Genomic DNA, 15,687 nt, shown 5'->3' with positions numbered 1-15,687 from the left:
TCCCTAAACTGTAGTCATAGTGTGTATATATCGGTATATTAATATAATAAGCATAATAAGATGAGCTAAAAGTGTTTCTATCAACTCATTTATAAAGTGTAAATTGCCCTCTATGGGCAAAAAAAGCTGATAGCTCCTCGCAGTGATATTGAAAGGAATTTAGTAATGGCAAGACTGGAAAAAAAGACAGTTTCTCAGTATTTTAGAACACAGTGCGATAAATTTTTATTATTTTCTCTATATCGAAGTGATAAAGTTTTCCCGAACGGAGATGCTGTACCAGAACCGATAAAGGCAAGGCCTCAAATAGCTCAAACAATGGCCGAAGGTATAAAATTAGAAAAAGCCAAGTACGACCTTTTATCTAATATGTTTCCCGATAAAACTTATAGGTTAGATGGATTATTAAAATCTAGTAGTCATGAACCTTCAAACGAAAAGTTGGTCGATTGGCTGAAGGAAAGAAACTTGGACGTAGGTTCGTTCTTAATTGAAACCCCGATAAAAACAGACCAGCTAGATCAATTTTTCTACGTAAACATAGGTTATAAAGCTGAGGATAACGCATTTAAAACCTTACCTACTTTAGCTGATTTTCGGCCCGATATCCTAAGAGTTTTAAGTAGCGAAGAAGTCATAAACAAAAGTGGAAACCCCTTTCAGAGCGAGGTTCTTGTCGACGGTACCACGAAGCCAATTGATAGCGATGATGAGCGAATTAGGCTTTCAGTTATAGATGTTAAAAACTCGGAACATGGCAATCCTAGCTATGCTGCTGAAGTAGTTCTTTATACCCTGGTGATTTCTAATTGGATTCACTTTCATAACTTACACAAACAGTATGTGGTGACTGACCAGTGTGCACTCTGGGTTAAAGGAAGTGTTACTAATCAAGCAAGTTACAATCAGGATTTCATTCTTGAAGCTCAAGAAACTGAAAAGCTTGAACTTATTAACAACGAGCTAGCTCCTATTCCTTTCGACCAGTTCCTTATCACATTAAGAAAATTTTTATTGAAAGATATCCCAAGAGTGATCGGTACGTTGGATTGGAGAAGCCTAGATTGGCATATAGAAGCATCTTGTTCTATGTGTGATTGGTTAGCATATGAACCTTGGCTTAAAGAAGAGCATAAAGAAAAAGTTGGATGCGACCATTGTCATTTGAAATCAAAAAATACAGATCACCTAAGCCGGATAGCGTTTATTACTAAGGGTATGAGACGGACCCTAGAAGATGAGAACGTTCAAAGTTGTTCAACGCTAGCATCATTGAACCCACAAAGTAATGCTTTTAAAGCTCACGTTTCTTTGAAAAAAGAGCGTGACTTTCTTCCGGAAAGAGCTCGCTCTTTGGAGAAAGGAACGACTTTTAATTCACATAGAGTGAGTACTGAAATTCCGAAGTTTTCAAATTGTAGTATATACGTAGTGGTTAACTTTGATGCTAGTACTGGAACATTATCATCAATTTCAACGTCCGCTTCCTGGAGTGAACCTCGTGATTATATGGCTGATAGAGAGAAGCAATTATCTCAAGGGAACTACCAATTATGGAGGCCTCAAGCTTATACGACTCTCGAAAATACAGCTGAAGAAGAGTTTCAGGCCTTAAAGGGTTTTTTAATCAAACTAAAAAGTATTTTCGAATATACTAATAATAGAGACAAATATAATGACCCAAGCAAAGTTAAGAATTCGACTACACATTTATACTTTTGGGAACCTAGGCAATACGAGTTCTTAACAAAGGTTATAGGAAGGCATCTATGGCGAATATTGGAAGACAAGTCTTTTAAAGGATTATCATGGCTTTTTCCTCCTGAAGAGTTGAATAAGCACCCCGAGTTAACTAGTGTTCCAGTGATCTCATTCGTAAAAGAATGTCTTCAGAAAATGGCGGCTCTCCCTGTACCTTATTCATATACAATATTGAATGTCGCAAAGTCCATTCTACCCGAAAATGAGCAAAAGTTTTTTCAGGTAAGTGACTATTATTGCGATCCATTTTCTGACGCTATTCCAAAAGAAAGAATATATGAGATTTGGAATAAAAATGACTCCCCACATTATAAAGAAGTTTATGACAAACTGAATAGAACTATGTGTACGCTTGTAAGTGGAGTTGAAAAGATAACAAAGCAGCTAAGGGCTAATTTGAGGCAACAACTCAAAGTAAAAGCAGCCCCGATTAAGCTGAGAGATGCGAAAAGCTATAACAAAATGGCACAAGACTCAAAACTTTGGATGGCATTTTCCGAAGTTTGTGCAAGTATTGAAAATATAGATAACAAGAAAAGCTATTTTAGTTCCGCAGACGAGCTGGAAGCCTCTTATAAATCTATACATGTTTTGAACGAAGTGGAAGACCCGAAGTTTGTCCAAGAGAAGTTTGAAAGCTGGGGGTTACGCCGTAGTAGAGAAAAATTATATAAAATTTCTGAGGATTCAAAGAACTCTAAAATCAAAGAAGGTGACGCTTTTTTAACCATCGTACCCGATCAATCTCCGGGTTTCCCAGAGGATAAGTTCGGAAAGATATTCGACGGCAATATTCCCGAAAACCTCAGTATCGACCACTCGATCTACCCTAACATGAGGGTCGGATCATTTTTAAGAATTAAACTAGTTAAATTTGATCGAGTCGATGGATATATAGCCATTCAGTATACATCAATGAAAGCAGAAGATATCGCGTTTTCAATTCAAAATCTAGCTGACATAGACTTATCAAAAAATTTTTCACTCTTGGGTACCTCGACGGATACGTTAACTCCAAAACTAAAAAAGTGTTTGGCTGATATTGGTAATCCTCCCATAGCCTTTCCGGATCAGAAAGCTCTACTTGCCCAAGGTATTACAAAAGAGAAAAATCCAGGTAGAAGCGTTGTTACACCAGCTGCCAATTTTCTTTGGATAGCAGATAAACTATCTGAAATTACAGTAAGAAACAATATTGATCAAGTTAAGGATAGTCTAAGAGATATGGAGGCTCGCCATGGTGCTTTTCCTCTTGAAGAGAATCAGCGAGAAGCGATTATTAACTCCCTAACAAGGAAACTATCAGTTGTTTGGGGACCTCCGGGAACGGGTAAAACAGATGTTGCTAAATATATAATTTCCTTAGAGGCAGAGCTATCGGCTATTGAAAAGGATTCAAGTAGGATGCTGATAACTGGACCCACTTATAGAGCATGTGAAGTCTTAGTTGCTCGCCTATTACCCATTTTTAACTCTCTCGGTGAGAGTTTAAATATTGAGGTTAATTTATTAGCGTCAGACAGAGCTGGTGGGATTTGGAAATCAATTTTTGAAAAACGAAATGACTATGAGAATATAAACATTCGGGTTTTTGGTGGCCAAAGATGTTTAAGCGATGGCGAAGAGTTAGGTGAGTTAGCCGCTTCGCTTAAAGGTAGAGAAAAAGGAAAGATTACGGTCACAGTGGCTACACCTCAAAGTGTACATAAATTGAAGTCTGAGCTTGAAGAATCTTCTAATGTTGAGCTCTTTGACTACATAGCTATTGATGAATGTTCACAAGTTGATGTTGCGAATGCCATTCTAGTATTAACTAGCTTATCAAGTAATGCTCGTCTGAATGTATTTGGAGATCACCTTCAAATGCCCCCGATTCACGCCGCCTGCCCGCCTAAAGGAGCGGAATACCTTGTTGGGAGTTTCCAAGAATACCTAATAAAACGGTTCAATATTCGTACTCAAACATTGAATACTAACTTCAGGTCTAATCAAGATATAGTTAACTTTGGCCACTATATTGGGTATAAAGATACGTTACAAGCTAAACAGAAATTAAAGCGTATCGTTGTTAATCCCCAGGCGGATTGCAGCAGCGACGAGAGTTTCTATCTATCAGCACTAGATCCTGAAAAGAGAGTAGCCGCTGTAACTTATCCAGATGGGAAAAGTTCACAGGCTAATGAGTTTGAAGCGGCTATTGTAGCAGAGTATGTTTATTATGCTTGGCGCAATGTAAGTGCAGAGCCTAGTATTGATGAAAAATCAAGTTTTTCTAACCTATCCAAGGAGGTTTTCTGGAAAAAGGTAATCGGAATTGTAACTCCGCACAAAGCACAGAAGTCATTAATATTTAGAAAACTACTGGGCTTCTTTCCAGACCATGATCCGACTTTAATAGTTGAGGCCATTGATACAGTAGAGCGTTTCCAAGGTGGCGAACGACATATTATTTTAGTTGCGTTTGGAGTTGGCGACCCATCTATTATCGAAGCAGAGGAAGAGTTTCTATTGCAATTGAATAGAACCAATGTTGCTATCTCTAGGGCCGAATGCAAAGCCGTTCTGTTCATATCCGAAGAGTTGGTTCACCATTTACCCGATGACTTAGATGTGGTCATTACTTCAAGAGCAATTAAAAATTATGTATACCAGTACTGTAATGCCACTACTCACTACCAAGTTAACGCGGCCGATATGACAAGGGATGTTACCTTGCACTGGAGATCCAACAGTATTAGTAGCTAGATTCTCTCGATATGAAAGTCGTATTCAATTGCGGCATTAGACTTAGATTGCATTTGAGTCGCTTGCCGCTTTCCTTTTTCTGCTGTGTGAGCACTCCGAGTGGATATAATTCGCCAGTTAGCTGACGAAGATTCTAACGACATATGCATGAGACTTTTTGCATCTACCTTAGCCGAGGGAATTATGCCAAACCTCACAAACATTTTTAAATTATTGGCTTTAGAATTTGCCATATTGCTCCAAACTTTTCCGAGCGACTTCGCAAAGCCTTCGGTACCTTTGTGCTCAAGTTGAGGGCCGGAAGTATAGTCTACTATTGGCGGCCCTCCTAAAAACCAGTTTCTTAACCACTGATCTTGCACATACGTTTTCATCCCATAATAAGGAGGGGACGTTATGACGAGCGAAAAATCATCGCTAATTTGGTTAGTTGTCGACTCTAACTGTGCATCTCCCTCTATTACTTGATGATAACTTCCGTTTAAAGAATGATTAAAAGTCGGAATCCTGTCTAACTTCCTTTTCAGGACGTCGATTGGATTTATTTTTGGCGGAAAGAGCCCCTTTTGAGACCAGTACTTGATCGAGTAGTCGGGCTTAGATGCGAAAGTCCTAGGCATTTGATTTGAAAAGTATATAGAATTCTCAATAGACTTATTCAAAGGTCCATGCAATGCCCCTAGAGTTAAAGCTCTGAGAACTATTGAAGCATTTGTTTCCTGATTTATTGACAAAAGACCTTCGCGTAACGCGCAAACGCTTTCAAGAGTTGACGAGGAATATAACCTTTTAAAAAATTCATTCTCCGGTACGTCATTAGGAGTCTTTTGTAAGAGTTCTCGCGCGAGTTCTAATATATCCGCTTTAGAGCAACTAGCCATCTTTGCTTTAGCTATAGCGGTTGCAACTGGAGACGTATCTATCCCCCAAGCATTAAGCCCTAACTTTCTAGCTGCAAATAATGTCGTACCTCGACCGCAGAAAGGATCCACTACCACTGGATTACCCATTTTAAACTTCTTCAAGTGTCTTATTGGGTACTCGAGTGGAAACATAGTGAAATAAGGGCAAATGGAATTAAGCGCATTTTCCTTTAAGTAACATAGTTTGCTCATAAATATTCTAATTTAAATTTTCCCTTGAAACATAACTAAGTTTATACAACAATAGTTGAATAATTTCAACAATAATTGGTGTTTTTATGAGTAGTAAATCAACAACTATTGCTGACTCTTTAAAGTCGAGAATGAAAGATCTGAACTTAAAAAACCAAGATATAGCAGACAATACAGGCGTCAGTAAATATATGGTAAGCAAGGCTATTAATGGGCATCTAGTAAAGGTGGATTCTGGATCGCTGTTGAAAATATTCAACTTTTTGGGATTGGAGTTTACTAACAATGAAGGCGTAGCCCTTAAGAGTTTGCAGAAAGACGTAGAGCCTGAGAATTGCACGGTCATCATGGATGCTTTAAAAAGTGTTTGGGATGGTTCACAAGAGTCTGCCGTGGCTATAGCCCAGCTACTGCATACAGCACACTGGATGTCTAAGGTTCGGTAATAGTTAACTTAAAGGAACGAGCATGCTTGATACTGTAAAGGCAATAAGTAGAGACTATATCCCCTATACAGAGGGCAAAACTGTTGCAAGTAACGATAAGTTTTATAAGATTTTTTCGAAAGAGTTGCCTACTGCTTTTCAAAATGCTTTGCAGGGTAGTGAAGAGCTTCTAATAAAAGGATGTATCGCCCAGCCAAATCACCGTTATCCCAAAATCCCTTTAGTTACATTTATGGATGCCAGAGTCACAAACTCAGCGAAAAGTGGTTACTACGTCGCGCTTCTGTTTTCGGAAGACATGAAGAGAATTCTATTAAGCTTAAACCAAGGCTTCGAGAGACCGATTGGAAAAAAGTTGAACAGGACGGAGAAATTTAGAACATTAAAGGATAGAGCTTGCTCTGTTAGAGAGGAACTTCAGCATTTAATCAATGATTTTTCTACTTACGAGGTTTCGGCTGATTTAGGAGCCAGTCTTGAACGTGGTAAGGGATATGAAGCCGGGCATATTATAGGTAAAAGTTTTGAAGTAAACACTCTCTTCTCTTGGTCGCAAATCGATAAGTACTTAGTCTCTCTTCTTTCTATTTATCGAGTGTTGGTTGAGTACTATGGCTCAACTCTGCTCACCACGATAGGGATTGAGACTGAGGACTCCTTTCAGAAAAATATTCAGAAAGCTCATCAGTGCTACTTACCTGATGGACCGCTTCCAAAGCCTAGTCCAAATCAGTTTTCTAATACAGGTAGCCGGCGAAGGAATGTTGCCGTTTCCTCAATTAGTCTTCGTAACTCAGGATACCTTTGTCAATTGGAGCCCGCTCATAAGACCTTTAAGAGCAAAAGCAGCGGTGAGAATTTTGTTGAAGCCCATCACTTGGTTCCGTTAAGTTACCAAGATGATTTTACGTTTAACATAGATGTACCTGAAAATATCGTTGCCCTATGCCCAACTTGTCATAGATTACTCCACCATGGAGGCGGAAAAGAGCTTATAGAGGCTATAGAAGCACTATTCGTAATACGAAAAACGGGCTTAGAGCATAGAGGTTTGCATATATCAAGAGAACAATTGATCTCTTTATACATTTAAATGTTTGCTAGTAAATCATTTTTCAATATATGCTGGAAACACTATCGGAAACTAATGCATTTGGCCAAGAGCCGGAGTTTTATGAAGCTAAATTATTTTACTTATACCATTAAATTTAAAAAAAAAGGCGAAAGAAGGAAGGTTTGCGTTAAAGACGTGATTGATACCTTTTGTACATACCAAAAGAATGAAAATTGTCTAGTAAAAACTAATGACAAGACGGATAAAGAATTATATTTTGCAAAAGCTGGACAATATAACTCCATTTTTTACTTAATGACACCAACAGATCTACACCAATATAGAACTCTTGATAAAAGCTCAGGAAGAATAAATCATTTAAGTACGGTTATAGGCGGAGATAGCCTAGAAAAAGTTACCTATATTTTTATTGATAAGTCACGACCGATTGTCGGTATTGCATCTTCCCAGGGTGGTGCTAACTTTGAGGACCTACAGTTTTACTTGAATGAAGTTTTAAATGGATTGACTTCAGACGAACTTTACGAAATTTCTCTTGAGCCTTTAATATCTGAGATATCACGTTCAGAAGTCAAGAGCTTAGCTATGATATCTCAGGCGGACATCATTCTGGATAGTAGATCTTCACAAATGACTAAGTTAAAAAAGTTTTTAACTAACGGTAAGGTTGCTAACAACCTAGAAATTGAAATTAGCTTTAAACGAACAAATACAGGTGACAAAGGGATTGAAGACGATATCAAGCCTTTGCTAAACCTTCTCGAATCCGATACTAATAGTAGTGAATTTGCTCGCGCCCATTTTAGGGGTAAGCGTAACTCCCTGGCTGAGAATATTAAAGACATGTATTTAGATCATAGTCTTGTTATCTATGATGTGATCTACCCTAAATTAAAAACCACGATCGAGCATCAGATTGAAGAAAAAAGATCAAAAAATCAGTCTGTTAATAGTATCTGTGATAGTTATTTTAATTCAATGACTACAAAGCTTCATAGTGGACCGGTTTGTGATAAATGGTCTATGCTAACGAATAGTGGATCATATTAGGTGGGACTTCTTTAATGACGATGCTCAGCGACAAAGAAGAAACGTACTGGAAGGCGGCTATTTGGCTTTTTACAGTTCTCTTTGTATGTGGCGTATACGGACTGTATAACGGGCTAGTTTATATCCTAGGAGTGGCCACGCTATTTCCCTATATTATGCCTAGTAACCTACCAGTTATTCTCGGTTTCGTTACGACTTTTAGTATAACAATGACAGGTTTTATAGCAGCAATAGGAGCTTATTTATTCACTGTCAGTCGGAATCCTGCATTCGAAGAATGGCGACAAGAAGGTTACCTATCTATATTCTTTCATCTTTATGGAGCCGCAATTGTTTTCTTACTTCTAACCTTTAGCTTATGTATTCTAATGGTACTAGATAACATGTCAATCAACTGGCTAAAGTGGATACTTTCTTGTGTATTCCTAAATCTAGTGCATATAATGTTAATTACTTTTATAGTTGTAAGCCAGGCTAAACAGCAGCCCCATAGCTTTTAAATTAGCTATATCTGACACCCAGCTTCTGCCTTTCTTATTATGAGCAAGCAGTGATCGTTAACCTGAAATATATGGATATCGCGGAAGCTAAAACGGATTAGACAACAACCTTTTGATAAACTATGACATTAAAAAAGTAAACAGTATAGATAGTGAGATTAACTCTCTTAAAATTTTCGAGCGAATTATATCTGATGTAAGAAATTATAAACTATCGATGTACGACTATAACGTTAGCTGCTCCAATTAGTTTCTATTCTCTCTAGGCTTCGATAAGCTATAATTTTTAACAAAGGATGTCGATATGCTTATTCTTACTCGTCGAAATGGCGAGACTCTAAAAATTGGTGACGAAGTAAGTGTTACTGTTCTTGGTATCAAGGGAAATCAGGTACGTTTGGGAATTGAAGCCCCTCAAGACGTTGGCGTTCATCGAGAAGAGATTTATCTCCGCATAGAATCAGAATCGGAAAATGAATAACTAGTGATTTTCAAGACCTAATAGAGCTACTGTTGGCCGCCTGATATTTCAAGCAACACTTGCTCTATATTGGAAGCCCATTTATCTTTTAACTCACTGTTATCTAATGGCTCTCTTTTTCCATCCTTGGTGTGGTGAGTTGCCGGATGTGAAATGCCTAAATGACTATAGGCGCTAAAGTAATTTTTTGCAGCTGCATAAGCTTTATCTGACTTCCATTGATGACTGGCTCTTGGCCATTTATTCTGAACTGCTGTCATTCCTAAAAAAATTCTAAAATCCTCTTCGCCCATATACTTGTAACCGTTCGCTATAACACAAAGTGTACTTTTTCCACTCTCGCTCTCTTTCAGCTCCATCTCCATAATATAAATAAACTGATCATTCCCAAGCGCAATTTCAACCCAAACTATCTGCCGAAGTCTGTCTTGATTTTCGTCCTCAATCAGGTGCCAGCTTTTACGGGGATTATTGCTTTGTAAAAATGTAGTTACGACCTCACCTTCTACTATGATAAGAGCTGAACCTCGATTCCTCGTTCTCAATTCCCATCCACGCTTAGCAACAAGACCTCTTAAGCGCACAATCATCTTTATAAAGTCGGATAACTCTCTCCCCACAGTATCAATATGCGAGTCAAACTCGCCTGTCTGTAATATTTTAGGCTCCCCCTCTGATTTAGATTCAAGCTCTTCTAACGAATAAGCATCTAAAGGTTCCCCTGTATCCTTCTCGTATACCGGGTCTTTTGATTCACCAGTATCGTAATGCTGGAATCCGACGTCTCGCATTGCACCGAAAAAGTTATTAGAGTTTAGCAAGTGAGCGCCACGCCCACGTGCATTTGGAGGTTCTTCACTGTCAGGAAGATCTTCTTCATCAAATTCATCTTCCTCATCATGAGCAGAGCCTCCAGTTTCATTACTCCAGGGCAAAGGACTTGTCGAATACTTATCACTTTCTATTTGAACATCAAAATCAACAGGGCTGCTGCAGTGAAGGAGATTCGCAGCAAAGACACACCAAACCGAACCTTTGTCATTTACGTTGCGGAACGCTTTCCCAGCTACGGTCAATAGGGTTCGGCCCTTGAAAGGGAAGGTAGCTTTCAATACTAGTGGTTCTCGATTTTGTTCTTCCTCATATTGATTGGCCATACGAGTTGCCTTCAAGTGGTTCGAAGGCATATAAAACCACTCTCGTCCCTCTTGGTCGTAATGACCTCTGTAAGCAACAAACTGCTCAAGTCTACTGAGTCTTCGTTTAGCTCTCAGCTTCGGATCATTCCACTCAAAAAACTTCCTTAAGTCGCCCTGAACAATATTGTTCATTAATCCACTGCTAACCCCTAGGTATGCTCGGTATAGTTCATAACATGAAATGACTAGAAACTTTGTATCGGCATCATTCAAGACAGGCACAACTGCATAGAAGGAATCCTTCATTCGATTCAAATGCTTGCCTAACTTAATAGCTCGCGAGGGAAGAGCCGACCTGTACTCTACTCCGTTGAGAGTAACAGGCTCAATCAGCTTTACTATTTGAACTTTAGAAGTATCGACTAGGAATGATTTAGACATAGGTGCAGGCCGGTTAATGCGTTTTCCTTCACCATCCTTTCCACCGCGCCAACATGAGCCTATCAATAAATCGGAAATGCGACTTAAGGGCTCATTTAGCCAAATTTGCTTGCCCGTTACCTGCCCGTTATATAGCGCAACATCACTTCCTTCTTCTTTAATTTGTGATAAAGAGATAAATACTCTTGGCGCACTGTTAGCATACAGCTGCATATTGCTGTAGCCGTCAATACGCCATATTCCTGGGTAATTTGATAACTTTTTTAGAGGTTTTCCCAAATCTAGCTCTTATTAAAGTCCAAGGAGTGACTATCAAATACTAATGTATATTGGTTAAATTCAGTGAGTCAACCTCTGTAACAAGATGATGTAAGAAACGTATACCTTGAGTTATCGTCGACTCATCCCCTTCAAACGTCTATTTAAAGTACAAATATCAATCCCTAGCAGTTTAGCCAATTCTACTTTTTTGAAGTCTGGATTTACCGCTTGTAGGTACTTCATTGCATTTATTACTTCTCGCTCAGTCGTAGCGTAAGGAGTCGAATTCATGTGCTCAAAAATAACTGAGCTTAGCCAAAATGGTAGCTGCTCAATGTCATTTCCAAACGCACTAACTGTAAAGTGGGTGTTCTTTACCAAATTGATGAACTTATGGGGCCAGCTTTGCAAATAGTATAGAACAACGATAAAGATATTAAGCCTTTGCTGAAGCGGGAATCCTTCAAAACTGTTGTTTGGCTTTAAGGGTGAAATTTCTATTCCTGTCTCCCTAAGAATTCGAGCTCTCACTTCCACAGCCCGCACTGAAGCAACCCTTCCAGCCAAAGTCCAAAGTCCGTTAAACACTTGTAAGTTCAGTGGTTGATTTAAGGCCGGTAAAATAGAGCCTCCTGACTCGTATACCGATATAAAATCTCTGTAGGGTGCGGAGAACCTTTCTAAATCTAGCGAAAGCCTTTTTGTAGGGGCATCCCAGAGCGGCTTATGGCAGTTAAAGCAAAGTCCTAAGTCTTTATTGGGGGTATCATAAGACTTACTACCTATCCCCACTCTTTGATAATCAACGTTAGCTTTACAGTGATAGCAGTGATCCCATAAGACACACCCATGTTTTTCGCATAGATTCATAAAAGCCAATCGCCAGCTTTTTCGAAAGTGCCTTACCTCATCTTCTTTCAAACAAAGTGGACAATAGACTATCCCTCTTCTTCTTTTTATTCTGTGATAAAAACCAAGAGGTAAAACCCAGCGAACGCAAGTACCCAGGCTGTCATGTGAAAAAACTTCACCCTGCAATGAGCTCATACACAGCTTTGATAGTTCATCGGCACTTATTCCACTAACCTGCGATAATTTTCCAATAAGTTCGGTGGAATTACTCCGATCGACATCTGTCCTAACGATATCTTCTTTTAAGCCAATGATACTTTTGAAAAAGGAATGCGAGTAAAAGCCGTTTTCTATCGCCAGTCGCGTTATCCACGACGACAATAGTTCACTATTCTGAGGCCTAGGATGAATTGGGAGAATCATTAGATACCGAGAGCCGAATCTCTGATTCGCTCGCTTGGTGGGATATAGCCGCAATTTGCAAGCACCTCGGTATCTATGCACTCTGAGCCACTTCGAATGGCGCAGACTGTCGCCTTATTCAGTAGGGTTGATAGCTCTCCGATTGTTCCCTCAGAAAGAGCAAGTATTTTTTTACTCAATAACCCACTATGCAATTTGGAGGGCCGCTTTAAAGGTAATATAGATTCAAAAGTGCGTAGTAGCTGGCGAAACTCTTTAGTTAACGTCCATTTTTTTAACAGAATTGGTTCAAATCGATTTTGAATTTGGTTATCAATACTGGTAGCTCTCAATAAATCTTCGGTTCCAGAAGCAATAAATGAAATTTTTAATTCATTACCTAAATACTTCAGGGTATTCAAAAAATTCTGTTGCTTCACGGAGGAGCCTGCTAGCGAGTTATGCAGCTCATCAATGCACAACACCTTAAGCTCAATTTTCCTCAAAACATCAATTACCCGACTTCTTTTGGCCGATATAGAAGAAGCAGGGACCCGCTCATAGAGGTTATTAAGTATTTGCACATATAAATCGGACTCGTTAGGAGAAGGAGGAGCTTGCATATACATCACTGGAACGATAAAGCTATCTCCTGAGCTATTGGGGTCTGGAAGGTGTTGTTGGCAAAACTTTCTCAGCAACTCTGTTTTTCCATTATTCGTTCTACCTATAAGCATGAGGTTTGGCATCCGAGATACCCGCGGATGCACTAAAATATCGTCAAACCGATGAAGAACTTCATGAGCTCGAGGATAGCCAATCCACCTAGGTTGTTTTATATCTTTAACTCGAGCTTCTACATCCCACTCTAACTTTTCAATGCAGTTTTTATGTAAGTGAGGGTATGAATTCATATTTAGCCCTTAATTCAGTTCAACATCAGAAAACGGTTGGATATCATCAAAATCGGTCTCATCGAAGTCTTCAGCGTCATCAACATTCGGTCCAAGTATCTTCGGCTCATCATGTTTATCTGGCTTGTTATCCTCTATCGTCCAATTATTTCGTCTTTCGGCCATTCTTCGTTTTCGTTTTTCTGTCGCGCGCTGTTGCTTAGCCAACCGCGTTCTTTCTACTGCTTCAGCTTCAATTTCACGCATTCGCTGGATACCCTTAAAAATTGCATCTTCATCAATAAACGGCTGCTCATCGTCTTTTAAGGATTTGGCGACAGCTTTTAATTCCCATAAACTTACCGTTGGACGAGAAGAATTAAGGTATGGGATCGGCACATACCGGTGAGTATCAGGATCAAAGAAGTGAATAACGCTTATATCCCTGGGATCTCGTGCAAATATGAATTTACGTTTCTTCGTTCGGTCGTTGACTTCCTTTGCACCGATCCATTTTCTCAGGACATCTGAATAATAGTGGATATTGTCTATGATAACGCCTTGTCTCTGTACAGTACGCTCTACATAAGGCGTAAAGTCCAAACGAAGGGTCTCCTCATCTTCGACAGGAGCAGGCAGTCCAATACCTGGTTTATATTTATCACCAAAAACAGCTTCCGTATAAAGTTTGATCGGCGCCATTTTATTAATGCCTTTGTGTGACTTATGATGATAGTAATATACAATGAAATTGGTAAACCAAAGCTCAAGCTCCGCCAATGTCATACATGCATTACCTTCCGAGTCATAATCGAGCTTATCTTTCACAGATGAAAAAGTAGTTCCCGGTATCGTTTGTACTTCCTGCATGAAAGTTCTGAATGCTCTTTCTACATGAGGGCCGTAATTAGGCTGCCCTTTCGGGCGGAACTCTAGAATGATGCCGTGTTGCTGACAGGCTCTTTTAAGCATATTGCTACGAAAGTCCTTCCCGTTATCAACATGTATTTTTTCCATTTTTCCATATATGGGCCACTCAGCATCTATGTCTCTCTTAGCGAGCCAGTTGTCTTTGGACATGATTGCATGAGCAACACACAGTCCGACAGTCGATGCACTCGGAGGATCTAATGTTATTTTGAATCCTGATATCATTTTGGTCGCCACATCAATGGCGATAGTAAGGTAAGGCCGCCCGACTGGCAGACGGTGCGCCTCATCCACAATGATTAAGTCAACTTTTGTATGGTCAATTTGGACGACGGAATTTGGGTAATTCCCACCCGGGAATCGGCCAGTTATAGGCTGAAACTGTTGCTTTGCAGCCTTTGGGCTTATACGCCTTCTAATAGATTCTTTATCGTCGATTCTACGCACTCGAGCGTATACCGTATTTTTGTGTGGGACTGGGAGGTCAGCTTTTATACATTCAGCTTTTATTATTCTGTAGAGCTTCAGTACTGAGGGTCGTTCTTTTCTCAGATATTCTTTCTCAATCTGAGCCTGTATTAGTTCTTCAACCTCATCAACTAATTTATGATCGCCCTTATCAGTTCGAGCTTGTCTCAACAGAGAAGAGACCAAGCCGGTTTCTTCAAAGCGTTTTAACCACCGATAAATTGTAGTTGTTCCTTTTGCTTCTTTTCTAGCAACTTCCTTAACGTCATTCTCGGTTCTGCCAGAGTTCTCCAGTAAAGGTTTTATTACCTCGAAGCGCTCCAATGCCAATTCCCACTCCTTATCTTCGGCGACTAGGTGTTTGCTTTGATGGTTTTTAGCTGCTTCAGCTGGATTTAATGCTAAATCACGAACTGGAACAATATCCGTAGAGCCAGTTTCAATGAACCGAACGATTGCTTTAGAGAATCCTTTTAGCTCCAATACAAGAACAGATTGATCATTCCAATAGGCGACTTTTCCTGGGATTACTGAGTTCATAAGTCTTCTCTTGTCCAAATTTTACTATGCATTGTTAACGGTTCATTTAAATCGCAACCAATACGTAAGTTCGCAATTAAATTCCATAGTAGTGGAATGACAGCTGCCTGGTTCTTTTTAGAATTGAATAGAGCAGCGAGCAGTAATGCCGGATCTGCTTCTTGAAGGTCACTCATAACCGAAAGGATGTAAGACGTCATTTCTTCATCAGTTTCTCGCTGCTTGAATGACCAAAGGAACTTCACATTATCTAAATAAGTTGTTCTTATTTCCTTTTCTGTAAACACCTTAAACATCCAGCCCCGACTTTTAGCAAACTGTTTTGCTGCGCGAAGCTTAGGAATCAAGTTTCTCCATTGGTCTTTGAAGTCAGATCGGTACTTTATTTCATAGAGAATAGGAGGAGTGTTTAACTCCAGTTTATACGTTAAAAGACCATCAGGAGTGTAGTGCCGAGAACCGCCTTGTGTATCGAAATAACCTATGGTCATTGGCTGCGGAATTATTTCTTCGATATTTGAATCAAAGCGGGTCAACTCCATAAAATCTCTCTCCAATGAAGACTCAAAAGAGCCGATATCCGGAACA

At 39.5% G+C, this 15,687-nt stretch carries 11 protein-coding genes; 5 read left to right on the top strand and 6 right to left on the bottom strand.

Going from position 1 to position 15,687, the window contains the following annotated elements:
* Positions 1-165: 165 nt before the first annotated feature.
* Positions 166-4,506, top strand: a complete 4,341-nt coding sequence (locus tag ACN0TF_RS07015) for a DEAD/DEAH box helicase (protein ID WP_417441326.1) — start codon at positions 166-168, stop codon at positions 4,504-4,506.
* On the opposite strand, the gene ACN0TF_RS07010 is transcribed toward ACN0TF_RS07015, so the two are convergent.
* The gene (locus ACN0TF_RS07010) at positions 4,503-5,621 is read right to left on the bottom strand and encodes a DNA methyltransferase (RefSeq protein WP_417441325.1); all 1,119 of its coding nucleotides are present in this window, start codon (positions 5,619-5,621) and stop codon (positions 4,503-4,505) included. The two genes, ACN0TF_RS07015 and ACN0TF_RS07010, sit on opposite strands and share 4 nt — an antisense overlap.
* A gap of 86 nt (positions 5,622-5,707) precedes the next feature.
* Here ACN0TF_RS07010 and ACN0TF_RS07005 point away from each other — a divergent pair, with 86 nt between their 5' ends.
* The 4 genes from ACN0TF_RS07005 (at position 5,708) to csrA (ending at position 9,173) form a co-directional block, all read left to right on the top strand.
* A complete protein-coding gene (locus tag ACN0TF_RS07005) occupies positions 5,708-6,067 on the top strand; it encodes a hypothetical protein (RefSeq protein WP_417441324.1) in 360 nt (119 codons plus the stop codon).
* Positions 6,068-6,089: 22 nt separating this feature from the next.
* Positions 6,090-7,160, top strand: coding sequence for an MrcB family domain-containing protein (locus ACN0TF_RS07000; RefSeq protein ID WP_417441323.1), 1,071 nt, complete (start codon positions 6,090-6,092; stop codon positions 7,158-7,160).
* 81 nt (positions 7,161-7,241) lie between these two features.
* Positions 7,242-8,192 carry a hypothetical protein gene (locus ACN0TF_RS06995; RefSeq protein ID WP_417441322.1) on the top strand — a complete coding sequence of 317 codons (951 nt, stop codon included), beginning with the start codon at positions 7,242-7,244 and terminating at the stop codon, positions 8,190-8,192.
* Between the two features lie 804 nt (positions 8,193-8,996).
* Positions 8,997-9,173: a carbon storage regulator CsrA gene (gene csrA / locus ACN0TF_RS06990; RefSeq protein WP_417441321.1), complete on the top strand. Its 177-nt coding sequence runs from the start codon at positions 8,997-8,999 to the stop codon at positions 9,171-9,173.
* Positions 9,174-9,199: 26 nt separating this feature from the next.
* Here csrA and ACN0TF_RS06985 read toward each other — a convergent pair whose 3' ends face one another.
* The 5 genes from ACN0TF_RS06985 to ACN0TF_RS06965 all read right to left on the bottom strand — a co-directional run bounded on the left by ACN0TF_RS06985 (position 9,200) and on the right by ACN0TF_RS06965 (position 15,641).
* Positions 9,200-11,032, bottom strand: coding sequence for a hypothetical protein (locus ACN0TF_RS06985; RefSeq protein ID WP_417441320.1), 1,833 nt, complete (start codon positions 11,030-11,032; stop codon positions 9,200-9,202).
* Between the two features lie 111 nt (positions 11,033-11,143).
* Positions 11,144-12,289 carry a TniQ family protein gene (locus ACN0TF_RS06980; RefSeq protein ID WP_417441319.1) on the bottom strand — a complete coding sequence of 382 codons (1,146 nt, stop codon included), beginning with the start codon at positions 12,287-12,289 and terminating at the stop codon, positions 11,144-11,146.
* The gene (locus ACN0TF_RS06975) at positions 12,289-13,182 is read right to left on the bottom strand and encodes a TniB family NTP-binding protein (protein WP_417441318.1); all 894 of its coding nucleotides are present in this window, start codon (positions 13,180-13,182) and stop codon (positions 12,289-12,291) included. The genes ACN0TF_RS06980 and ACN0TF_RS06975 overlap by 1 nt, the downstream gene beginning before the upstream one ends.
* Positions 13,183-13,191: 9 nt before the next feature.
* Positions 13,192-15,099, bottom strand: a complete 1,908-nt coding sequence (locus tag ACN0TF_RS06970) for a Mu transposase C-terminal domain-containing protein (RefSeq protein ID WP_417441317.1) — start codon at positions 15,097-15,099, stop codon at positions 13,192-13,194.
* The gene (locus ACN0TF_RS06965) at positions 15,096-15,641 is read right to left on the bottom strand and encodes a TnsA endonuclease N-terminal domain-containing protein (protein ID WP_417441316.1); all 546 of its coding nucleotides are present in this window, start codon (positions 15,639-15,641) and stop codon (positions 15,096-15,098) included. The genes ACN0TF_RS06970 and ACN0TF_RS06965 overlap by 4 nt, the downstream gene beginning before the upstream one ends.
* Positions 15,642-15,687: the final 46 nt, after the last annotated feature.

This window comes from Idiomarina sp. (assembly GCF_048265525.1).
Lineage (GTDB): Bacteria > Pseudomonadota > Gammaproteobacteria > Enterobacterales > Alteromonadaceae > Idiomarina.
The sequence above is the reverse complement of the archived record's forward strand: the minus strand, read 5'-3'. Positions and strand labels throughout refer to the sequence as shown.